This window comes from Paludibacter sp., from assembly GCF_009712605.1.
Classification (GTDB): Bacteria; Bacteroidota; Bacteroidia; order Bacteroidales; family Paludibacteraceae; genus Microbacter.
In genome coordinates this window covers 66481-90338 of sequence record NZ_WASO01000014.1, presented here as the reverse complement: position 1 = coordinate 90338, position 23858 = coordinate 66481, and the positions used below count along the sequence as shown (strand labels likewise).

Here is a 23858-nt window from a genome sequence, read left to right as displayed (position 1 = left end):
AAAAACAGATTAGAGGCTCGGCCTACGTCGAACAGAAAAGTAAGCATACGAACTTGTAATAAGACAGAAAAGCGATGGCATAATAAGCTGTCGCTTTTTTGTTTGAAAGAAATATTGCTACATTTGACAGGATATGGGAAACAGGGGGTACACAGCATTATATTATTAGGATATGAAAAGAAAAATAAAGTGGCAAAATGGAGATGTTTTTGTGGTAAAATTGATTGATGGGACATTTTCTGTTGGTCAAATATTAGATCTCCAAATGTTTAATATCGTAAGATGTTCCTTTTTTAGAAACAGGTTCAATACTGTTGACGATGTTCATAACAGTAATTTTTATGAAGTTGAAAATTTAATCTCCATGGTTGCTTGTACTAGAGAACAGATTGATTATGGCATTTGGAAAATTATAGACAAAAAGCCCATTATAATAGATTCTAAATTATTTCCTAATGAAGAATTTAGAGAAAATAATTGGATCGGATCTAAATCCTACGATGCTTCAATTATTGAGGAGTTCTTAAATGCATATCATTCCTTAACTCCTTGGGATGATTGGTATGATCCGAATTATTTAGATCAATTGTTATTAGACTCTACGAAAAAACCAAAAAACCTAGTATTAAAAAATGCCCCCGTTCAGCGTAGCGTGTAAAGCAGATTAAAGTTCAGCGTATAGTTCCTGCCTGCGGCGTACATAAAAGCAAGGCTCTTACCCCGGTTCATCGTAGCGTGTAAAGCAGATTGGGGTTCGGCGTATGGCTCTGCCTACGTCGAACCTGAAAGCAAGGCTCCGGCCTTGCAAAAGAATAGAAAAGCGATAGCAATAAGCTGTCGCTTTTTTGATTATTGAAAATGACTATATTTGCCAAAGATAAAATGTAAAATTGATGAGTACCGGCTATAAAATAAAGGAACAGGATGCGCTGCATTATTTGACTTTTCAAATAGTAAATTGGGTTGATCTTTTTACCCGGCTGGTTTATCGGGACATTGTTATTGATAGCTTGCGTTACTGTCAAGAGAAAAAAGGATTCGAAATCTACGTCTTCGTAATCATGAGCAACCATGTACATTTACTGGCTCGTAGTAATATCGGAAAATTGAGCGATACCATACGAGAGTTTAAGAGTTTCACGGCAAAACAAATGCTTGCCGCTATTGAATCCGAGCCGGAGAGTCGGCGTGAATGGATGCTCAATATCTTTGAGTTTGCCGCCAAGCAACACAAACGAAATGAAAAATATCAGATATGGACACATGAGAATCATGCCGAATTGATTTATAGCAACGCCTTCATCGATCAAAAAGTCAACTATATCCATAACAATCCGGTGAGAGCAGCTATTGTTGAGCGTCCTGAAGATTATTTGTATTCAAGTGCACGTGCATTTGCCGGTTGCTCTTGTGTGATTGATGTTGCCCCGCTATACATGACCATAGAAAGATTGCCATTGATGAGAGGACTGAAATAGGTTTGAACTTGGAAAGCAGGAGCTTTCCTTTTAGCAACGACGTAGGCGGAGCCTACGCCGAACGGGGGAATTTTGGAAAGTATTGGATTCCAAATCCTCACACTCGATTCCGTCATCGGATTGCAATTAAATATCAGCGATAGCTAAATCCGGCGGAACGGGAGAATTATGATTTACTTAAAAAAACCTTGGAAATAACCTTCCTAATAGTAATTAATCTGATAAATCACAATAACATGAAACGAATAACAGTCTTACTCCTGTTATGTATCAGCCTATCTGGATGCAAACTCCACAAAGGAAAAGAGTTGAATCAAGTTTTCATAGAAGGCGATACCTTGTGCGTGAATACAGAGTACTTCAATAAGTTGTCCGATCATCAATTAAAGCGGCTGTTTATTCAAACCGGCAATCCTTACGTGTACGCACTCATATTTTCTCATTGTTCTAAAGAACAAAGATTTATCTATTCATTGATTATGGGGAACAAATTTGGAAGAAAATCGTATTTAATTGATGCTTTTCAAACATATGAACCAAACTATCCTACATTAAAAGGACATGAATCAGAAGCTTTGATGGACTTCAATGCTTTAGATGAAATCAGCAGGCAACAAGCATTAGGTTTTTTGAAAGAATCGGCAGAAAGCAAAATGTTCATAGCGGAAGAGCGATTGGGAAGCTACTATTTGTATGGGAATGGAGTAAAAAAGGATACCCAATTAGGCAATGAATTATTAATTAAAGCCGTAAGTGGATCAGATAGCACAACAGATCGTGGTGTGGAATCTATATCCAGTAAAGGTGATTTCTTGAAATTTAAGCTCTATTGAGCTGTAAATCTATCTTATTATGACGACAAGAATTCTTTACTTACTACTTTTTCTTTGCTTTATCGGCTGTCAGCCAAAGAAAAAACAAATTGTAGAAACAACAACCTGTTGTGTTCACTCAATAGAATCGGATGCGCTACATAAGCAAATAACTCAGGGAAATATTAAAGCCTATGAATTGGTAAAAGAACTTTACAAACAGAAAGGAGAATTATACGAAGTTATATTCTACTCCATGATGATGGCCAATAAATATCATTATACTCAGGCCTATATGGATGTTTACCTTTGCTTTTGGCATGCATTTAATGACGACGATAAAAATGCAGCAATCTATGATTTAAGCCGTTTTGATCCTAAATCAGGCCAAATGGCGATGTTTTATTTGAAAGAAGCTGCTAAACGAGGCAACCAACAGGCAAAAGATATTTTAAAGAAACAATATATTCGATAAAAGTCATCGTCCTATCGGCTTTGCCCCTGCTGCCGCACAATTAGCGCAGCGTATTGTGTGACCAAACCATACGGTAAAACAAAAACGAAACAGTAACAGCCGAGCGGCAAAACAAAGCATGCACGGCACGGCCTCACGAGAGGACCCGTGCGGCAGCAGGGGAAGAAAAAGTTTACTCAAAACAGAGACAATTGAAACAAAAACATTTTAGTTATCTGTCAATCCTAATATACAAATAATAGTAAAATGAAGCTAATATATTCAATAGTTACAGTTGTAGCATTAGGCTTTACTTGCTATGGGTGCCATAAAAAAAATTCCTCTCCAATAATTGAGGTCAATTATCAGAATTACTCCATTGAATCTATTACTGGCCCTTCATGGGAATCTGTAATCAGTGGAGAGCATCCTGAATACTTGATAAAGGTAACTATTTCAGAAAAAGATGTTTGCGACTCTATTATTAGCCAGTTAAAAACACTTTCTCCAATGAAAAAAGAGGCTATACCTGAGAATTGCAAGACAAATATGCAATGTATTGTTCATTATCCAACCTCGCATAAGGCTGATACATTACTTATTGGGTATTGGTGCATTTCATTAAATGGTGTTGTAATGAAAGATAATGGGGTCTTAGTCCAAATGATAAAAAAACACTCTGGATTTTATAATCCCCATTTTAAGAGTCTGTAATGTAAACTGTCTGCCCTTATATGAAACTGACAGTCGTAGCAGGTTGCTACATTTTTGTAAAAGAAGATGTAGCCAGTCTACATTTTTGTGAGAATCAGCCTCTCCTTCCTACACTTTCTTTCTACCATAATCCTGAATATATGACTATTACAACCATGGCACAGTTTATGTATCTGTACAAATATTGCTAATAGGTAGATAATTTCAGCCTAAAAATCAGATTTGTAAATTGTAATAAGCCTCACTATGTTTAAACTCAAAGACAATACGCTTGACCTCTTTCAGGAAGGAGAAAAATACCTCGCGACGCTATCGAAAACATTGGAACGCAAAAGCCGGTTCGACAACGATTTGCTCTACAGTATCGCCGTGATGTGTTGCGAAAAGCTCTTTGTTGCACTACTGTCGCATTACGACGAAATAGCAGAACACCACATGCCAGTAGCCCTCTACAAGCAGGCAAAAGAGGTAGAGCCTGAACTGACGCCTGAAATGCAGGAAACCTGCCGGTTGATTAATCGTTTCGAATCTATCTGTTCTATTGACGGATTCGGATACAAAACGCCTAAAGGTGACGAACTGAGACGCATCATACTCGGCTTGCAGAACATCCATGCATTGGTAAAATCACGAGTAATGGTTAATGGGTAATGATTAGTTGTTAATGGTTAATGATAAATGATATAAACTGATTTTTGCCGATGTCATCGTGCATTCGTCACGTCACACCCTGAACTTGATTTTATTCTTTGCTGGCAATCAACAAAATGCCACTAATTTTTGTTACCTTTGTGCCGTTTTTGTCAGATAGATCAACTAAAGATAACACAATGAGTAACAAAATATTGGGTATGGGGAATGCCCTCGTAGACATACTAACCATCCTCGAATCGGACGAGTTGCTTCATCAGTTGGAGTTGCCAAAAGGCAGTATGCAACTGATCGACCGCGACACAATGAACCGAATCAGCGGACACACAGAAGAATACAACAAAAACATGGTAGCCGGAGGTTCTGCCTCAAATACCCTTAACGCAGTGGCTCGCTTAGGATTGCCTGCCGGATTTGTAGGCAAAATAGGCCCCGACTCAGTAGGAGAATTTTATCAGGCCGATGCCCGTGCCAACGGTATCAACCCCATGCTTTTCGCTTCTGAAAACGAATCGGGACGCTGTCTTGTAATGATCTCTAATGATGGAGAACGTACTCTCTGCACTTATCTCGGAGCAAGCGCCGAACTGGAAGCCAAAGATATCGTTCCTTCGCTGTTTGAAGGGTATCGCATTTTCCACATAGAAGGTTATCTGGTTCAAAACTATGATTTAATCCGAACAGCCATCCATACCGCAAAAGCAGCAGGTCTTACGGTTTCTCTCGACCTTGCCAGTTTCAACGTGGTGGAAGCCAATCTCGACTTTCTGAAAGAGATTATTCCCGGCAACGTTGACATCGTGTTTGCCAACGAAGAAGAAGCCAAAGCGCTTACCGGCAAAGAACCGGAAGAGGCTCTGCAGGAACTGGGATCTATTTGCCCGGTAGCTGTAGTGAAAATCGGAAAAGCGGGTTCGCTCATCAAGCACGGCGACGATGTAATTCGCGTACAGGGATTCGAAGCTAACTGTGTGGATACCACCGGTGCAGGCGACATTTACGCGGCCGGATTTTTATATGGCTTTGCCAAAGATCTTCCTCTCGAAATGAGCGGTCGCATCGGTTCATATCTGGCTGCCCGTGTGGTGGAAGAGATCGGCCCGAAAATACAGCACGAACGCTGGAGTGACATTCATAAATGGATTGAACAGCTTTTAAATGTCGAATAAACCGGCTACTCCCCGTGAGTGGAGCAAACCAACGATTTACACGGCCATTATACTATCCATGGTATTCTGGTCGTTTTCGTACGTATGGACCAACATTGCCCTGCGATCGTTCACCGTCATCACGCTGCTTGAATCCCGTTTACTGGTAGCCACCGCCGTGATGCTCCTGTTCGGCGTATTCACCCGACAGCTTCAGCTACCCCGGCGCGAAGATATTAAATGGTTTCTGCTGCTGGCCGTTTTCGAGCCGTTCCTTTATTTTATCGGCGAAACCTACGGATTGAAACGAATTAGTCCGACCATTGCTTCAGTGATGATTGCCACCATTCCGCTCTTTGCTCCATTTTCGGCATATTTCATCCTGAAAGAAAAGATCAGCAAAGCAAATATTGCAGGCATTATCGTATCATTTGCCGGTATCATTTCCATCGTCACGGTGGGTAGCGATCAAGCCACGGCTACCGATACTGCTGGCGTTTTACTGATAGCTCTGGCTGTAACATCGGCCATATTCTACGCCACGGTGCTGAAAAAACTCTCGGCTCACTACAACGGTGTCACTTTGGTCACCTACCAAAACATTATAGGATTCTTCTATTTCCTGCCACTGTTTCTTGGAATAGAAGCGCCTCATTTACATGAAATAGTGTGGCGTACCGACTCCATTGTTTGCATGTTGCTTTTGGCTCTCTTTGCCTCATTTATCGCTTTCGTGTTATTTGCCGAAGCTGTACGTCGCATAGGTGTTGCGCGTAGCAATGTGTTTTGCAACCTACTTCCGGTACTCACAGCTATTTTCTCGGCAATTATCCTGCATGAAGTATTGCCTGCTCAACAAATTATCGGAATGGTTGTGGTTATTGCCGGACTATTCGTCAGCCAGCTAAACAAGAAGGTGAGAAGGTGAATAAGTGAGACGATGATATGAAGAAAAGTATTGTAGCGCTGGCATTTGGCACTTTATGCCTGGGCATGTCGGAATTTGCCATGATGGGGATATTACCCGATGTGGCTCACGACCTTCTCATCAGTATCGACACGGCCGGCCACCTGATTTCCGCCTATGCACTTGGGGTTTGCGCGGGAGCTCCCATGCTGATTCTTGCCCGCAAATTTCAACTAAAACACATACTATTAGCGCTTGTTGTTCTTATCCTGATCGGGAATCTGGGCGCTGCTGTTGCACCAAACTACTCCTTACTTTTGTTAGCCCGCTTTGTTTCCGGCATTCCACACGGGGCATATTTCGGAGTGGGCACCATCGTTTCCGACAAGCTGGCCGACAAAGGAAAAGGTTCACAAGCCATTGCACTGATGGTATCAGGTATGACTATCGCTAATCTCTTCGGAGTTCCGCTGTGTACCTGGTTAAGCGTAACACTGTCATGGCGCATCACCTTTTTACTCATCGGAGGCTGGAGTATTATCACACTGCTATTTATCTCGAAATGGGTTCCCCGTGTCCCCAGCCTGCCCGATACAGGATTCAAGGGGCAGTTTCGCTTTCTGAAATCACCTGCTCCCTGGCTGCTGATAGGAGCCGTTCTGTTAGGCAACGGAGGCGTTTTTGCATGGTACAGCTACATTAATCCCCTGTTGAGAGACGTATCTGGTTTCGATCCACACATCATTACATTTCTGATGGTGCTTGCAGGATTAGGAATGGTAGTAGGCAATCTTACGGGAGGCGTTTTGTCCGACCGCTACAACCCTGCCAAAGTTGGTTCACTTACTCAGGCTTCTATAGGTGCGACCTTGCTGCTTATCTTTTTCCTGTCGCCCATATCGTGGTTATCAGTATTACTGATGATGATATGCACCACCGGACTATTCGCTCTTTCAAGTCCGCAACAAATACTCATTATCCGCTATTCGAAAGGAGGCGAAATGCTGGGAGCTGCCTGTGTACAAATTGCTTTTAACCTGGGAAATGCCATCGGAGCCTATTGCGGAGGTCTCACATTACATGCAGGCCTCGATTGCCGTTATCCTTCCCTGGTGGGCGTACCCTTTGCCTTCACCGGATGCCTTTTGCTTTATATCTTCTACAAACGATATAGTTTCGTCCACTACGGACGATAACCTCACCTACTTTTCATATAGTACAGACGCATTGCATGCATCTCGTTTTTCATCTGATCTCAAACATCTTCTAAATTACTAAAGAAAATAATTCATTAAATCACAGACCTCTCTAATTGCGGTTTCTGAATTCGTTGGGCGATACGCCGGTACTCTTCTTAAACATGCGGGTGAAATGCTGCGGGTACTTAAAACCAAGCTCGTAGGCAATTTCACTAACCGATAGGCTTGTATCGAAAACTTTCTCTTTGGCGAGATCAATCACCTTTAGCTGAATATGCTCCTGAGGCGATTTGCCGGTCTCTTTTTTAATCAGATCGCCCAGATAATTAGCTGAAAGATTGAGCTTTTCTGCGCAATAGCTTACGGTTGGCAATCCAAGTAATTGAGGCGTTTCCGATTGAAAATAGGTATCCAGCAATTTCTCGAAGCGAATCAACACATCCTTGTTGACATTGCTACGGGTGATAAACTGCCGGTCATAAAAGCGAATACAATAATTGAGCAACAATTCAATATTGTTCACAATTAAGGTTTTGCTGTGCTTGTCGATAGCATGGCGAAGTTCGAAGTCAATCTTATGCAGACAGTCCAGTACCATTTGCCGCTCCTGTTCCGAAAGATGAAGCGCCTCGTACACCTCATAGGAAAAGAAGGTATAATCCTTGATATGCTGTCCAAGCGAAGTACCATGAATCAAATCGGGATGAAACACCAGCGCCCACCCTTTCGGTTGAATGATCTCACCACTATTTTCCACCTCCATCACCTGCCCCGGCGCGACAAACACCAGTGTGCCTTCCTGATAGTCGTAATAGTTACGGCCATACTTGATATCCCCACATTTTACATCTTTCAAAAACATGGTATACAGTCCCATATAGCGGCGCATCTGACATATCTGCTTCGATTTAGAAAAATCAATCACGGCTACTAAAGGATGGAATGTTTCCAATCCCAGCATGGCATTATATTTCGAAATATCTTCTATTCTTGTTAACTCGTCCATAGCAATTTGCATTAAATTTGATGCAAAGATAACTCCCTGAATCCAATAAAGAATCTCCCCGGATCACTATAAGTAAAAATGGTATAAACATCAGTAATTCGTATAAATGACGGGCCGTTTTCTACCCGTAATTTTGCAGCGTCGAAAAGATTAAATGAATTGCAAAATCAAACAAATAACAAAAAACTTATGAACGACTTTAATTATTACAACCCGACCCGCATTGAATTCGGAAAAGGGAAAGAGGCAAATATCGGTAAATACATTGCAGAATATGGTGTGTCGAAAGTATTGATCGTGTATGGTTCGGACCGCATTAAAAAGAGCGGACTTTTTTCTACCGTAACCAAATCGTTAGCCGAAAATGGTATCAACTTTGAAGAACTTGGGGGCGTACAGAGCAATCCTCTGCTGAGTAAAGTATGTGAGGGAATTGAAATTGCCAAAAACAAAGGTCTGGAAGCTGTACTGGCTGTTGGCGGAGGCTCGGTGCTCGATTCGTCCAAAACGATTGCAGCCGGTGCTAAATACGACGGCGACGTATGGGATTTCTTCCTTCATAAGGCAGAACCGCAAAAAGCTTTGAAGATTTTCGACATTATGACTCTGGCCGCTACCGGTAGCGAAATGAACAACTATGCGGTAGTTACCAACGACCAAACCAAACAAAAGCTCAGTCTGGCCGGGCCGGAAACCTTTCCGACGGTTTCGGTTATCAATCCGGAATTACAGGCTACCGTTTCCAACGACTATTTGGCTTATTCTGCATCCGACATTTTCGCTCACAGTCTGGATATGTACCTTTCGGCAACGTATCTACCTGAATACATGGCTGGATACGTTGAAAACCTTTTGAAAACAGTGATGCGTACCACCGAAATTTTATTGACAGATGCAGGCAATTACGAAGCACGTGCCGAATTTGCATGGGCGGCTACACAAGCATTAAACTTCACGACATTCTGTGGGGTAGCCGGCAATCGTTTTGACACCCATTTTCTGGAACATACGCTCTCTGCCGAATACAACATTGCACATGGCGCAGGTTTGTCAATTGTTATGCCTGCCTGGATGCAATGGCAAAAGAATAACCTGCCCGACCGTTTTGAACAATTTGCCCGCAATATGTTCAATGTAGAAGGTGCCGATGCCGGTATCGAAGCCCTGAAAAACTGGTATTCGAAAATCGGTGCTCCGGTTACTTTGAAAGAGGGTAATATTTCCGAAAGCGACATCCCGATGCTGGTGGAAAAACTATCGGCAGTAGCAGCTATGTGGGGAGCTACCGCGCTTTATACACCGGATATGATTCGTACGGTATTGGAAAATGCAAAGTAATTTACAGTAATGAACAAAAACGAAATCTTTCCAAAAGGACAAAAAGCTCCTGCTTATTTCACCGGAGATGCCTGGGTGGAGATGCTGATTACAGACGTTGCTACTTATGATCTGCTGAGTTATAATGTTACCTTCGCACCCGGATGCCGCAACTATTGGCACGAACATTCCGAAGGACAATTGCTATTATGCACTTCGGGAGAAGGTTATTATCAGGAGAAAGGAAAGCCGGCACAATTACTGAAAGCCGGTGATGTGGTGGAAATTAAACCCAATATATTGCACTGGCATGGAGCAACTGCCGCAAGCGAGTTTGTGCATGTAGGGATTACTCCAAAAGCAAGCAGAAATCAGGTTACCTGGCACGAACCGGTTAGCGATGATGAGTATCGTAATGCATTAAAACAGGGATAAAATGAAGAAAGTATTGATACTGTCGGGAAGTCCGCGTAAGGGTGGCAATTCTGACTTGTTGTGCGACCGTTTGATGGAGGGCGCACAATCGGCAGGACATCAGACCGAGAAAATCTACGTAAAGGATAAAAATATCCATTATTGTACCGGTTGCGGTGTGTGTTACGATAAGCGGGTTTGTTCGCAGAAGGACGACATGACCGAAGTCCTGGCGAAGATGATTGCTACCGATGTGATTGTAATGGCGACTCCGGTCTATTTTTATTCATTGAACGGACAGATAAAGACCCTGATTGACCGTTGTTGCGCACGTTATACAGAAATTAGCAACAAAGAGTTTTGCTTTATCATGACTGCTGCCGATGGCAACAAAAACTCGTTGGAGAGAACGCTGGAATCGTTTCGGGGCTTTACCGATTGCCTGAATGGGGCTACCGAAAAGGGAGTGATTTATGGTACTGGCGTATGGCAAAAAGGAGAGGTTAAGGGTAAGTCTGTAATGGATGAAGCTTATCGCATGGGAGCATCTTTATAAACCGAACTGCTTATCAGAAAAATAATTCCGATTAAAATCAGAATAGTCAATTATATTTGAACCTACAAAACAACACAAATTATGCAAACCAGAATATTAGGAAAAAACGGCCCCGAAATCTCTGCATTGGGATTAGGGTGCATGGGTATGAGTTTCGGTTACGGTGTAGTACCCGATAAAAAAGAGATGATCAACCTGATACACAAGGCCGTGGAAAGTGGCATTACTTTCTTCGATACTGCCGAAGTGTATGGTCCTTTTACCAACGAAGAATTGGTTGGTGAAGCCTTGGAACCATTCAAAAACGAAGTAGTCATTGCCACTAAATTCGGCTTCAACCTGGGGGCTATTACCGGAGGACTCAATAGCCGACCGGAACATATCCGCGAAGTATGTGAGGCATCATTAAAACGCCTGCGGGTGGACGCTATCGATCTGTTTTATCAACACAGGGTAGATCCTGAAGTGCCTATAGAAGATGTGGCCGGTACGGTCGGCGATTTGATTACAGAGGGCAAGGTCAAATATTTTGGATTGTCGGAAGCCGGAGTAAAAACGATTCGCCGGGCTCATGCCGTTCAACCTGTAACTGCTTTGCAAAGCGAATACTCTCTGTTTTGGCGTGAACCGGAAGATGAAATAATGCCTGTACTGGAAGAGTTGGGCATTGGCTTCGTTCCTTTCAGTCCATTAGGCAGGGGTTTTCTGACTGGCAAAATTAAGACAGACACCACTTTTGAAGCAAACGATTTCCGCAACACTGCCCCTCGCTTTTCTACCGAAAATCGTGCAGCTAATATGGCATTGGTTGATTTGGTGATCAGTATCGCAGCTGAAAAAGAAGCTACTCCGGCGCAAATAGCTTTGGCCTGGATTTTGGCTCAGAAGCCGTGGATTGTTCCCATTCCCGGAACGACTAAATTGCATCGTTTCAACGAAAATATCGGAGCTGTTGATGTGGAGTTAACAGTGGGCGATTTACAACGGATTGAAGAAGCTGTCTCTAAAATTGATATAAAGGGTGACAGATACACTCCTGCCAATGCAAAAATGATTGACAGATAGCTTCTTGACAGAACAATAGTCCAAAAGAACAAAGGGATGCCGGTAATGTATTTTATTTCAAATGCGCTACCGGCATCTGCACATCTCCATTTATTGTTTGAATACGACAGCTTTGTTGTTGGCAATATAGATCGTTCGTTAATTTTGATGCGTAATTTATATCAGATTAATGGATGGAAATGCGGAGTAAATCTTATCTTTGGCCGAAATTTGCGCAAAAAACAGAATGGAGTAAAGCCACTTAAGAATGAGAAATTTATTAACCGGTATTTTAATATGCAGTTCGTTTGTGTCCGTTTCAGCACTTGAAAAAGATACAACCAGTGTTTCAAAGCATTACACAATTGATGAAGTAGTCGTAACTGGTACCAAAAATGAAACCGACAAGCGTTATTTACCCATGAGCGTTTCGGTGGTGAACCGGGAGCAAATTAGTCAGAGGTACGAGCAATCATTGCTACCTATACTGACCGAACAGGTTCCGGGATTGTTTACCACCAGCCGTGGCATCATGGGTTACGGTGTTTCGACCGGAGCTGCCGGAGGAATGAGTCTGCGCGGTATTGGGGGAAGCCCCACCACCGAACTGTTGGTGCTTATCGACGGTCACCCGCAATACATGGGCTTAATGGGGCATCCGCTGGCAGATGCTTACCAGTCATTACTTGCCGACAAGGTGGAAGTGTTACGCGGGCCGGCGTCGGTGTTGTACGGATCCAATGCCATGGGAGGTGTCATCAATATAGTTACCCGAAAGTCGCAGGAAGATGGTGTAAAAAACAACATTCAGATGGGTTACGGGTCGTTCAACACGCTGATGACAGAAGCATCCAACATTGTCAAAAAAGGACGTTTCAACAGTGTTGCTTCCGTTTCGTACAATCGCAGTGACGGGCACCGTGCTAACATGGAATTTGAGCAATTGAGCGGTTTCGCTAAAATGGGATATGATTTCAGTAACCAATGGAAACTGTATGCCGATGTGAACGTCACTCATTTCAACGCCTCTAATCCGGGCACGGTTACCAAACCTATTCTGAACAATGATTCTCACATAACCCGCGGCATGTCGTCGCTTTCCCTTGAAAATAATTACAGCAACACTTCCGGGGCATTCATGTTTTATTACAACTGGGGTAATCACAAAATCAATGACGGTTATTATGCCGGTAACACTCCCCCAGCCTACCTGTTTCATTCCAACGATCGCTTGTACGGAATCAACTGGTATCAGAGTGCAAGCTTCTTTACGGGCAACCGGATAACGGTAGGTATTGACTATCAGAATGTCGGAGGGAAGGCCTGGAATCAGTTTACAAGCAGCAGCACTAATATTGCCGATAAAGTTGAAGAAGAAGTGGCCGGATATGCCGACGTTCGCCAAACGCTTGGTTCGCAGATTACACTGGATGCAGGTTTGCGGGTCGATCATTTTTCGGTCACCGGCACAGAGTTGGTACCTCAGGCAGGGGTGTCATTGCATCTGCCACAGACTGCCGAACTGAAAGCATTGGTAAGTAAAGGGTTCCGCAACCCGACCATTCGCGAATTGTATATGTTCCCTCCTCAAAACCCGAATTTATTGCCCGAAAAAATGATGAACTATGAGGTTTCGTGGTCACAGCGACTGCTCAGTAATGCATTGTCCTATGGCATTAACCTGTTTTATATCAACGGTGACAATATGATTCAGACGGTGTTTCAGAACGGCCGTCCGATTAATATCAACACCGGTAAAATTGAAAATTGGGGTGCAGAAACAAGTTGCAGTTATCGGATTAATGAGACATGGATGCTTTCGGCTAACTACAGCTGGCTACACATGAAATATCCGGTAGTGGCTGCTCCCGAACACAAGCTTTTTGCCGGGGTGGATTTTACCCGTGGTAAGTGGATGGTATCGACCGGCGTGCAGTATATTAACGGACTTTATACCTCTGTCAGTCCTGTGAACCGGGAGAATTTCGTCCTGTGGAATCTTCGTGGAAGTTATCAACTGAGCCGTCAGTTCAGCCTGTTTGTTCGCGGAGAAAACCTGTTGGCACAACATTACGAAATCAACGCCGGTTTCACCATGCCCAAAGCAACTGCCATGGGAGGCTTTAATCTGAAATTTTAGATGTTGATTCTCCGTTTACCAAATTTCTTAATCTGGTAGTCGTCAAAATTATTTACTGAAGTCATCTTGATTTTTTGTCAGGAACCCCGGTTCGGCGTAGGCAGAGCCATACGCCGAACTCCAATCTGCTTTACACGCTACGATGAACAGCGCGTTTGATTGCTTAGAAAACCAAAGATAGCATTACAAAACCCGACGTTTTTATTTTTTTGTTAAAAATAAAAACTAAGTTTGCAATGCAAATTGAATCTAATGCAAATGCCCGATACTATAAATCCAATGCTATGGCAACACCCGAAGAACTATTAAAACAGGCAAATGAACTGTATTATAAGAATCAATACCAAGCGGTAATCGATTTATTGACCAATGAGGTATTAGAACAGCATAAGGATGCGAGATTGTATAATAGTCGAGGTATGGCTTTTGATGATTGGAACGACTATGATCAAGCAATAGCCGATTACAACAAGGCCATAGAAATAGACCCTGAGTTTAGTTCTGCATATTATAATCGGGGAAATTTATGGTACAATAAAGGCGACTATGATAAAGCTATTGCCGATTACAGCAAAGCCATCGAAATAAAGCCTAATCATGTAAATGCTTATAATAATCGAGGAAACTCGTGGAACAATAAAGGTATATATGATAAAGCTATTATTGATCACAGTCAGGTGATAAAACTGAACCCATCTTATGTAAGTGCTTATTATAATAGAGCAAATGAATGGCGAGAAAAAGGGGAATACGATAAAGCCATAGCAGATTATACTAGAGCCATAGAATTGAGACCTGAATTTTGTGATGCTTATAATAATCGAGGCATAGCGTGGAAAAATAAAGGACACCCCGATGAAGCCATAGCAGATTATGGGAAGGCTATAGAATTAAATCCTAACATACCCGATCCTTATTATAATAGAGGTCTAGAAAGAAGAGCTAGTGGAAAAAATTTAGATGCATGCATCAAAGACTTTGAAAAATATTTAGATCTTACAAATGAAAAAGATGATCTCTGGGCAAAGAGAGCTAAAGATTTTATTGAAGAAATTCGTGAAAAAATAAAAGATAAAGAGATTGCGGCTATTGGAGATTTAACTTCAAAAATTAAAAAACTCTTATTGATTACTGAAGGTTGTATTACCCATTATACAGGATTGTCGGTTCTCCGGAAGTTGATTTTGGAGGGAAATAGCCTATTCCGGATTTCGGAAGGTAGCTTTCTGAACGATACTTCGGAAGGAACCGAGCTTTTTAATTATTTGCAATACCAATCTTTTAATTGTAAACCGGATGGTTTGATTGCCGCACCATTTGCACCAAAGCCGTTTATTGGTAGTTTCGTTGCAGAGACTAAACACGATGATTTGAATCTGTGGCGCTTTTATGGCAAGGAAAACGGAGTTGAGGCTCGAGGTTGTGCCATTACTTTAAAGATGAAAGATTTTATCGAGGAGATTAATTTGTTGTTAACAAAGGGGCAAAAAGAAAACAATAGAAAGATTGAAGACGATATTAATTTCTACCGGGTAGCCTATTGGGATCACGATATCACTAAACCGAATTTCCATATTCCTGGCGCAGAGAAGGCGATAGAAGACGGGTTGAATACATTGATGCAAGAGCTAAAAGAGAAAGTCACCGAATATAAGGGAGAAGATCGTTCGGTTCTGGAGAAATACCTGAATAGTATTGCCTTTTTGTTCAAAAGCGATGCTTACAAAAACGAGAATGAGATACGGCTGGTCATAAAAGGAGTCGAGTTCGAGAAAAAATGCGACCGTGAGACCAATCCGCCTAAGGTGTACATAGAACTGGTGAATATCCGCAAATTAGTAAAACAAATCACCTTAGGCCCCAAGGTATCCAAGCCTGATGAATGGGCCTCTGCCATTTACTACAGTTACGACACAGAACCCGAAAACCGTCCCGAAAAGATATTGATTTCCCGTTTGCCTTATAAGTAAATTAAGCTTGACTTAATCTAATTTTTAGCCATCAAAATGACGCTCAACTTTTGGAAAGATCCATTCTCCGTAGCTTTATATCAATAAAAAACAAAGGACTTGCGACACACATTGCAAGTCCTTTGTTTTTAACGAGCTGCCTCAACAAATCCCGAACCTCTGCTCCTCTTTTTTACACATTTCAGTCTTCCGTACGACTCCCATCTATTTCTCCCCGTTCATTCGTTTACTACAGTAAGATAAATATTTTTTTGAAGGGCAACCTTAAGTTCTAATAGTCCGTAAAAGAACATCCCGTTTTTATCAATCGCTGTAATCCTGTTTATATTTGTGATTCTACTCAAGAAAATCAATGTAATTATGGAATACGATATAGCAATCATCGGCGGAGGACCTGCCGGTTACAATGCAGCCGAAAGAGCGGCCACAAACGGTCTGAAAACAGTTCTATTCGAGAAAAAAGACATTGGAGGAGTATGTCTTAACGAGGGATGTATTCCTTCCAAAACTTTACTCTATTCCGCCAAATTATCAGACAATGCCAAAGGATCATCCAAATATGGAATCAATATTGAATGTACTCCTTCGTTTGCTCTGGATAAAATCATTGGCCGTAAAAACAAAGTTGTGAAGAAACTAACGGCCGGAGTCAAAATGAAACTGATTGCCGCCGGCGTTTCAATCATCGAAGGCGAAGCCTCTATAGAAAACGCAAAAGAGATGATCTGCATCGTGTGTAATAATGAACAATACAATGTGCGTTATCTTTTGCTTTGTAATGGTTCCGATGTTGTGATACCTCCTATCAAAGGGCTTTCAACGGTCGATTATTGGACTTCGAAAGAAGCTCTGGACAATACGACAACTCCTCAATCACTTGCCATTATAGGCGGCGGCGTAATCGGAATGGAATTCGCCTCTTTTTTTAATTGCATGGGAGTAAAAGTGCATGTTATTGAGATGATGCCTGAAATATTGGGCGCAATGGACAAAGAAACATCAGCCATGCTCCGGACTGAATACACAAAAAAAGGTATCTCGTTTTATCTCAATGCTAAAGTGACGGAAGTAAGTAAAACCGGCATCACAATAGAACAACAGGGAAAGACAAACACACTCGAAGCGGACAAAATATTGGTTTGTGTTGGACGGAAAGCCGTACTGAACATGCCTGGTCTGGAAAAATTGAATATCGAATTGAGGTCCAATGGCGCGAACGTGAATGAATATATGCAGACATCGAATCCCAATGTATATGCCTGTGGAGACATTACCGGATTTTCCATGTTGGCCCACACGGCCATGCGGGAATCCGATGTCGCTATTAACCATATTTTAGGCCTCTCAGACCGAATGTCGTACGATGCCATCCCGGCAGTGGTTTATACCAATCCGGAAATAGCCGGAATAGGCAAGACGGAGGAAGAACTGATAGCGGGAAATATAAGATACAGCATATTAAAACTGCCAATGGCCTATTCCGGCCGGTTTGTTGCCGAAAACGAAGCCGGAAACGGACTTTGTAAGTTGATAATCAATGAACAGGAACAAATCATTGGCTGCCATCTTATGGGTAATCCGGTATCAGAACTCATCGTAGTGGCGGGCATTGCCATAGAACGAAAATTTACCGTAGACGAGTTTAAACAAATTGTTTTCCCCCACCCTACGGTTGGCGAAATCATACACGAAAGTCTGTTTTTATAGTCAAACAACCCGTTATGATATGTATAAACAACCCTTATACAGACCCTTATTTTAATATAGCTGCTGAAAAGTATTTGCTGCAGCACAGTTCAGAAGGTGTTTTTATGATGTGGCAAAACGAACCATCTGTCATCATAGGAAAACATCAGAATGTGCGGACAGAAGTGAATGTGGATTTTGCAGATCAGCACCGGATAAAAATAGGACGAAGAATTTCGGGAGGAGGAGCCGTATATCATGATTTGGGGAATGTGAATCTGACATTTATTGAAAGCAACAAGAAACCCGATTTCAATAAATATCCCCAACTGATTATCGACTTTCTGGCAACAATAGGGATACAGGCACAACCCGACAAACGTTTGGGTTTGACTATAAATGGATTGAAAATTTCGGGGAGTGCCCAGTATATTTACAAAGACAGGACAATGTTTCATGCCTCGTTATTATTCTCGACTGATTTATTCGTGCTTGAAAAAGTATTGGATAGTCCGGATACTGATCCGAGAACATATCTGAGATCGGTAAAATGCCCGGTAACCAATATTAGTGAGCATCTATCGGGGTCTATGCAGATAGAGCAATTCAAGCACCTGATTATGAAACATTTTTCGGGAGAAAACTATTTATTGAACAATCAAGATATTGCAGAAATTGAACGATTAAAAATGAACAACAATGACAACATTCGATATTAAAATGCCCAAACTGGGCGAAAGTATTACAGAAGGAACGATCGTGGCATGGTCTGTCAAAGTGGGTGATACCGTTAAGGAAGACGATATTCTATTTGAGGTTACTACCGCTAAAGTGAATGCCGAAATTCCCTCACCGGTGGAAGGAATGGTATTGAAAATCCTTTTCAGCGAAGGCGATACGGTTTCTGTCGGTACGGTTGTTATGGTAATGCAGATAGAAGGAGAAAATACCGGGGAGCAAGATACATCACCCGATACTTCATCGGCTACTATTGAAATCGCTCCCGTCGAGACAAAAGAAGAAAAATGGTATTCGCCCGTTGTCCTTCGATTGGCAAACGAGGCAAACATACCTATGGACGAGTTGGACAAGATTCAGGGTAGCGGGTATTTAGGCCGTTTGAGTAAAAAAGATATTCAGAGATATATAACACAAACGAAAGATGGAGTCAAGGCTCCCTCTGTTACAGTAGCGAAAAAACCTGAACCTGTTGTGGAACAAAGGGTACAAACACCGGTTGTAAGTAGCGACGAAGACCAAATAGTGGAAATGGATCCTGTACGGCGCATCATTGCCGACCATATGGTGCTGTCTAAAAAGACCTCGCCACATGTTACGACCTTCGTTGAGGTGGATGTTACCAAACTGGTGGAATGGCGTAAACGCAACAAGGACTCATTCCTGAAACACGAAGGCATTAGCCTGACCTATATGCCGGCAATAGTAGAAGCTACGACGAAAGCGTTGATAGCTTATCCGCAAGTCAACGCCTCGGTTGAAGGGTATCGTATGATTCTGAAAAAACATATCAATATCGGCATTGCAGTGGCACTCGATGATGGCAATCTGGTGGTTCCCGTTGTGCACGATGCAGATAAATTGAGTATCAGCGGCCTGGCTCATACAATGGACTCTCTGGCCGGAAATGCCCGTGCAAACAAACTGAAAGTCGATGACATCCAGGGAGGAACGTTTACCATTACCAATTTCGGTACTTTCAAGAATATTGCAGGAACGCCGATTATTAACCAGCCGCAGGTAGCTATTCTTGGTGTCGGTTATATTGTCAAACAACCGGCGGTACTCGAAACTGTCGATGGCGACGTGATAGCCATACGGCACAAAATGATTTTATCGCTCTCATATGATCACCGGATTGTGAACGGCGCTTTGGGAGGCAAATTTTTACTCCATATTGCCGAATATCTTGAAAATTGGGATTCAAAGTAAAGTATCACGAAACTATCATGTTGACTTACAACCAGAAAGAGATTCCGATAGCTATCGGAAAATAATTCAGCAACACGAAGTTTCATGATTCGTTAAATGAAAAAATCATTATAGTATGAAACGAACATGTTTTGGATCGCACCAAAGCGAATGATAATACAGTAACATGGAGTTCCATACGACCTTTGAAAAATAAATTATTATCGTATGAAAACATTGGATATATATAACACAGATAAAGACATACTTCAAAAATGGTATCACCTGCTGACACTGGGACGGGCTATCGACGAAAAAGCTCCGATGCATCAGCGTCAATCGCTCGGGTGGTCATTTCATGCTCCTTATGCAGGGCATGATGGAATTCAGTTAGCCATCGGACAAACATTCGTCCGTGGTCAGGATTTTTTATTCCCGTATTATCGCGATATGCTGACCGCCTTGTCAGCCGGAATGACTGCGGAAGAGATCATTTTGAACGGCATTTCCAAAGCGACGGATCTCACAAGTGGCGGCAGGCATATGTCCAACCATTTTTCTAAAATAGAATGGCATATCGAGAATATTTCTTCTGCCGTAGGCACGCAAGCCATGCATGCCGTAGGTGTAGCCCGCGCTATGGCCTATTATAATCATACGGGAGTGGCAATCACGTCTATTGGCGAAGCTACCGTTTCGGAAGGATATGTTTATGAAGCAATTAATGGGGCGAGCACCGAGAAACTCCCGGTAATTTTTGTGATACAGGATAATGGCTACGGAATATCGGTACCAAAGAAAGATCAAACGGCGAACCGAAAAGTGGCCGAAAATTTTTCAGGATTCAAAAATCTGAAAATCATTTATTGCAACGGCAAGGACGTGTTCGACTCGATGAATGCCATGGCCGAGGCCCGTGCACATGCCATCGAGACGGGTTCTCCTGTGATTGTGCATGCCAATTGCGTACGTATCGGCTCTCATTCCAATTCAGATAACCAGTCACTATACCGGGATGAATATGAGTTGTCGTATGTAAAAGCTGCCGATCCGCTACTTAAATTTCGCCGCATGTTGCTGCGTTACAATCGTTTCACAGAAGAAGAATTGTTGGCGATAGAAGCCGAAGTTAAGAAAGAACTCAGTATTGCCAATCGCAACGCCATTATGGCTCCCGATCCCGATCCGTCTACCGTACTGGATTTCGTATTGCCCGAACCCTATCTCCCGGCAAAATATCGTGACGGCACGCATAACGAAGCCGGAGAAAAGACGAATCTGGTGACGGCTATCAACGAAACATTAAAAAGCGAATTCCGTCATAATCCCGACACCTTTCTTTGGGGACAGGACGTGGCTAACAGGGATAAGGGAGGCGTCTTTAACGTGACAAAGGGTTTGCAGAAGGAGTTTGGTAGCAAACGCGTATTCAATGCGCCTATTGCGGAAGACTTTATTGTTGGATCCGCGAATGGGATGTGCCGCTTCGACCCCAAAATTCATATTGTAATAGAGGGAGCCGAATTTGCAGACTATTTCTGGCCGGCAGTGGAACAGTATGTTGAATGTACCCATGAATATTGGCGAAGCAACGGGCAATTTACGCCTAATATCACTTTGCGCCTTGCCTCCGGAGGATATATAGGCGGAGGATTGTATCATTCCCAGAATGTTGAAGGGGCGTTGTCGACATTGCCCGGAGCCCGCATTGTCTATCCTTCTTTTGCCGACGATGCAGCGGGTTTGTTGCGCACTGCAATGCGATCCAAAGGATTTACCCTATTCCTGGAACCCAAGGCATTGTACAATGCGGTGGAAGCAGCTACGGTCGTTCCCGATGACTTTGAAGTTCCCTTTGGTAAAGCACGTATTCGCAGGACAGGCGATGATGCGACCCTGATTACATACGGGAATACAACTCATCTTTGCCTGAAAGTAGCAGAACGTCTTGCTAAAGAAAACATAGGAAATATTGAAGTGATTGATATCCGCTCTCTCATTCCCCTCGACAAACAGACTTTGTTTGAATCGGTAAAAAAAACAGGCAAGGTGATTGTTGTGCATGAAGACAAGGTGTTTTCCGGCTTCGGGGCTGAACTTGCTGCCACGATCGGAACCGAGATGTTCCGATATCTTGACGCGCCCATCCAACGGGTCGGTTCTACATTTACGCCGGTTGGCTTTCATCCGGTTTTTGAACAGGCCATTCTACCAAACGAGGAACGCATTTATAAGGCGGCAAAAGAATTGCTGGAATATTAAACCGTAAAAAATAAACACACGAAACGAACATGTTGCTTCACAACGTCCAAGAGGACTGTAATAATCTTCAGCAACATGAAGTTACATACTTCCTTAGATTAAAAAATTATTATAGTATGAAAAAAATAGGCTTGTTTTATGGAGCAGGTATAGCGACTGCTGCTATTGTTGCAAAAATACAGGAGGCATTTGGCGATACGCAAGTTGACCGGATTCCCGTCGAAACCGCACGGGGAGTCGATTTTGAAGCGTATGACAACCTGATTATGGGCGTTTCTACCTGGTTTGACGGTGAATTGCCCGCTCATTGGGATGAAATTGTCCCGGAATTGAAGACATTGAATCTGCACAAGAAAAAAGTGGCAATTTTTGGCCTGGGCGATCAACAAAATTATCCCGACAATTTTGTTGATGCCATCGGCATATTGGCAAGAGTGGTTGAAGTCCAAGGAGCCGAATTGGCAGGACAGACCTCGTCTGAGAGTTACCACTTTCAGCAATCACAGGCAATCAGAGATAACAACTTCTTAGGATTGGCTCTTGATGTGGATAATCAGTCAGACAAAACCGATGAACGAATACGAAATTGGGTAGAACAGTTGAAAAGAGAGTTCCTGTAGAGCAAATATTGCATCAAAACACGCAGATACATTTCATTGAACCTCAAGCAATGTAAAAACGTCATCCTACGTGGCTCCGACATAGAATCTGCTCAGATTTTTGCTGAAAATAATGTAGCATCTACACAGAGATTTGTAAAAGATACTTTTCTCTGGTTTCTATTATGTACTATGCATTTCAGAAACAAAATATCGTTCTGTTTTTGGTAGTTCTAAATGCAATTATTATATTTGTGCAAAATAGAAATCACATTTATGATATGCATGAATTAATAAACAGAAATATAGAAGTGTTTGTAAATGAGAATCTAAGAGTATTTCCAGCTGTTGCTATTTTAGGCTCAAGGCAATGCGGAAAGTCTACTTTGGTGAAAATGCTCTATCAGAATTCGGATGCCTATTTGTATTTAGACCTCCAGAACTTGGATGACCTAAATAAGCTGAGAGAACCTATGTTATTCTTCCAAGCTAATCAGAATGTGACAATTTGTTTGGACGAAATTCAGTTTGTACCGGAACTTTTTTCTGTGTTGCGAAGTGAGATAGACCGTAATCGTCGTCCGGGACGATTCATTTTGCTTGGTTCTGCTTCACAAGACCTTATACAGAAAACATCAGAATCGTTAGCTGGAAGGGTTGGGTTTATTGAACTCACACCATTTACAATTGAAGAAGTTGAGCAAAGAGCAAATTTTGAATTAAATAAATTCTGGCTTAGAGGAGGGTATCCTGACAGTTATCTTGCATTATCAGATCAAGGGAGCATACTCTGGAGAGAAAATTTCCTTAGAACATATGTAGAACGGGATATTCCACAGCTCGGATTTCAGATTCCTGCATTGCAACTTCGTCGACTGCTGACTATGTGTGCGCACAATCAAGGACAACTTTTTAATTCATCCAAATTGGGGGAATCGCTAGGTGTAACCTATCAAACTATCCGCCGCTATATCGACTTGATGGAACAAACCTTTATTATCCATTCGTTACCTCCATTTGAAAAGAATATCAAAAAACGTTTAGTTAAATCTCCCAAAATATATATAAGAGATAGCGGGCTATTACATCGGTTGCTACAAATTGATGATTTTAATTCTCTAATGGGCAACCCTGTTTTCGGATCATCTTGGGAAGGTTTTGTAATTGAAAACATCATTTCTTCATTGAAAGATTGTCAATTTTCTTTTTACCGCAGTGCGACAGGAGATGAATTAGATTTGCTCATTGAAAGAGGTACCCGAACGATTGCCGTAGAATGCAAAGCCTCATCAGCACCACAAGTAACTAAAGGCTTTTGGAGCGCTATAGAAACGACAAAACCGGATAAAACATATATTGTTTCTCCAGTATCGACATCTTATCCAATTAAGAATGATGTGGAAGTTTGCGGATTAAGCGATTTTTTGAAAAAGGTCGAACTATAAACTGTTTCAATGAGGAATCTTGGGCAACAGAATTCATCTAAAAATAAATAAACAATTTGGTTCACAATCAGATACAATTTGATTAAGAACTTACACTGATAGTGTAACTTTATATTCCCCTTTGGTA

At 42.2% G+C, this 23858-nt stretch carries 23 protein-coding genes; 22 read left to right on the top strand and 1 reads right to left on the bottom strand.

Features of this window, described 5'->3' with window-relative positions; genetic code table 11:
- Positions 1 to 172 precede the first annotated feature (172 nt).
- The 10 genes from F8N35_RS10725 (at position 173) to araJ (ending at position 7360) form a co-directional block, all read left to right on the top strand.
- Complete coding sequence (locus tag F8N35_RS10725; RefSeq protein ID WP_293052580.1) at positions 173 to 658, top strand: Imm26 family immunity protein; 486 nt, start codon at positions 173 to 175, stop codon at positions 656 to 658.
- 235 nt (positions 659 to 893) lie between these two features.
- The gene (locus tag F8N35_RS10720) at positions 894 to 1478 is read left to right on the top strand and encodes a transposase (protein ID WP_293052578.1); all 585 of its coding nucleotides are present in this window, start codon (positions 894 to 896) and stop codon (positions 1476 to 1478) included.
- Between the two features lie 236 nt (positions 1479 to 1714).
- A complete protein-coding gene (locus F8N35_RS10715) occupies positions 1715 to 2311 on the top strand; it encodes an SEL1-like repeat protein (RefSeq protein ID WP_293052575.1) in 597 nt (198 codons plus the stop codon).
- A 19-nt stretch (positions 2312 to 2330) separates the two neighbouring features.
- Positions 2331 to 2765 (top strand): hypothetical protein, encoded by a 435-nt coding sequence (locus tag F8N35_RS10710; protein WP_293052572.1) that lies wholly within the window; start codon positions 2331 to 2333, stop codon positions 2763 to 2765.
- 246 nt (positions 2766 to 3011) lie between these two features.
- Positions 3012 to 3458 carry a hypothetical protein gene (locus tag F8N35_RS10705; RefSeq protein ID WP_293052569.1) on the top strand — a complete coding sequence of 149 codons (447 nt, stop codon included), beginning with the start codon at positions 3012 to 3014 and terminating at the stop codon, positions 3456 to 3458.
- Positions 3459 to 3478: 20 nt separating this feature from the next.
- On the top strand, positions 3479 to 3649 hold the full coding sequence (locus F8N35_RS10700; protein ID WP_293052567.1) for a hypothetical protein: 171 nt from the start codon (positions 3479 to 3481) through the stop codon (positions 3647 to 3649).
- Positions 3650 to 3704: 55 nt separating this feature from the next.
- Positions 3705 to 4109, top strand: coding sequence for a hypothetical protein (locus F8N35_RS10695; RefSeq protein WP_293052563.1), 405 nt, complete (start codon positions 3705 to 3707; stop codon positions 4107 to 4109).
- 179 nt (positions 4110 to 4288) lie between these two features.
- Positions 4289 to 5278, top strand: coding sequence for an adenosine kinase (locus F8N35_RS10690; protein WP_293052559.1), 990 nt, complete (start codon positions 4289 to 4291; stop codon positions 5276 to 5278).
- Complete coding sequence (locus F8N35_RS10685; RefSeq protein WP_293052556.1) at positions 5268 to 6185, top strand: DMT family transporter; 918 nt, start codon at positions 5268 to 5270, stop codon at positions 6183 to 6185. The genes F8N35_RS10690 and F8N35_RS10685 overlap by 11 nt, the downstream gene beginning before the upstream one ends.
- Before the next feature lie 17 nt (positions 6186 to 6202).
- Complete coding sequence (gene araJ / locus F8N35_RS10680; RefSeq protein WP_293052553.1) at positions 6203 to 7360, top strand: MFS transporter AraJ; 1158 nt, start codon at positions 6203 to 6205, stop codon at positions 7358 to 7360.
- A 112-nt stretch (positions 7361 to 7472) separates the two neighbouring features.
- On the opposite strand, the gene F8N35_RS10675 is transcribed toward araJ, so the two are convergent.
- Positions 7473 to 8369, bottom strand: a complete 897-nt coding sequence (locus tag F8N35_RS10675) for a helix-turn-helix domain-containing protein (RefSeq protein WP_293052551.1) — start codon at positions 8367 to 8369, stop codon at positions 7473 to 7475.
- Positions 8370 to 8558: 189 nt separating this feature from the next.
- Between F8N35_RS10675 and F8N35_RS10670 the strand changes: the two genes are divergently transcribed.
- The 12 genes from F8N35_RS10670 to F8N35_RS10615 all read left to right on the top strand — a co-directional run bounded on the left by F8N35_RS10670 (position 8559) and on the right by F8N35_RS10615 (position 23731).
- Positions 8559 to 9707 (top strand): iron-containing alcohol dehydrogenase, encoded by a 1149-nt coding sequence (locus F8N35_RS10670; protein ID WP_293052549.1) that lies wholly within the window; start codon positions 8559 to 8561, stop codon positions 9705 to 9707.
- A 9-nt stretch (positions 9708 to 9716) separates the two neighbouring features.
- A complete protein-coding gene (locus tag F8N35_RS10665) occupies positions 9717 to 10121 on the top strand; it encodes a cupin domain-containing protein (protein WP_293052547.1) in 405 nt (134 codons plus the stop codon).
- Between the two features lies 1 nt (position 10122).
- Complete coding sequence (locus F8N35_RS10660; RefSeq protein ID WP_293052544.1) at positions 10123 to 10656, top strand: flavodoxin family protein; 534 nt, start codon at positions 10123 to 10125, stop codon at positions 10654 to 10656.
- Between the two features lie 81 nt (positions 10657 to 10737).
- Positions 10738 to 11721 carry an aldo/keto reductase gene (locus tag F8N35_RS10655; RefSeq protein WP_293052541.1) on the top strand — a complete coding sequence of 328 codons (984 nt, stop codon included), beginning with the start codon at positions 10738 to 10740 and terminating at the stop codon, positions 11719 to 11721.
- 247 nt (positions 11722 to 11968) lie between these two features.
- Positions 11969 to 13840 (top strand): TonB-dependent receptor, encoded by a 1872-nt coding sequence (locus F8N35_RS10650; protein WP_293052539.1) that lies wholly within the window; start codon positions 11969 to 11971, stop codon positions 13838 to 13840.
- Positions 13841 to 14124: 284 nt separating this feature from the next.
- The gene (locus F8N35_RS10645; protein WP_293052536.1) at positions 14125 to 15810 is read left to right on the top strand and encodes a tetratricopeptide repeat protein; all 1686 of its coding nucleotides are present in this window, start codon (positions 14125 to 14127) and stop codon (positions 15808 to 15810) included.
- Positions 15811 to 16170: 360 nt separating this feature from the next.
- Positions 16171 to 17517: a dihydrolipoyl dehydrogenase gene (lpdA, locus tag F8N35_RS10640; protein ID WP_293052533.1), complete on the top strand. Its 1347-nt coding sequence runs from the start codon at positions 16171 to 16173 to the stop codon at positions 17515 to 17517.
- A gap of 14 nt (positions 17518 to 17531) precedes the next feature.
- Positions 17532 to 18215 (top strand): lipoate--protein ligase family protein, encoded by a 684-nt coding sequence (locus F8N35_RS10635; protein WP_293052530.1) that lies wholly within the window; start codon positions 17532 to 17534, stop codon positions 18213 to 18215.
- Positions 18196 to 19446 carry a dihydrolipoamide acetyltransferase family protein gene (locus tag F8N35_RS10630; protein ID WP_293052527.1) on the top strand — a complete coding sequence of 417 codons (1251 nt, stop codon included), beginning with the start codon at positions 18196 to 18198 and terminating at the stop codon, positions 19444 to 19446. Before F8N35_RS10635 ends, F8N35_RS10630 begins: the two co-directional genes overlap by 20 nt.
- A 207-nt stretch (positions 19447 to 19653) precedes the next feature.
- Positions 19654 to 21687, top strand: coding sequence for an alpha-ketoacid dehydrogenase subunit alpha/beta (locus F8N35_RS10625; protein WP_293052524.1), 2034 nt, complete (start codon positions 19654 to 19656; stop codon positions 21685 to 21687).
- A gap of 116 nt (positions 21688 to 21803) precedes the next feature.
- Positions 21804 to 22307: a flavodoxin gene (locus tag F8N35_RS10620; RefSeq protein WP_293052521.1), complete on the top strand. Its 504-nt coding sequence runs from the start codon at positions 21804 to 21806 to the stop codon at positions 22305 to 22307.
- Positions 22308 to 22540: 233 nt separating this feature from the next.
- Positions 22541 to 23731 (top strand): ATP-binding protein, encoded by a 1191-nt coding sequence (locus tag F8N35_RS10615; protein WP_293052518.1) that lies wholly within the window; start codon positions 22541 to 22543, stop codon positions 23729 to 23731.
- Positions 23732 to 23858 lie beyond the last annotated feature (127 nt).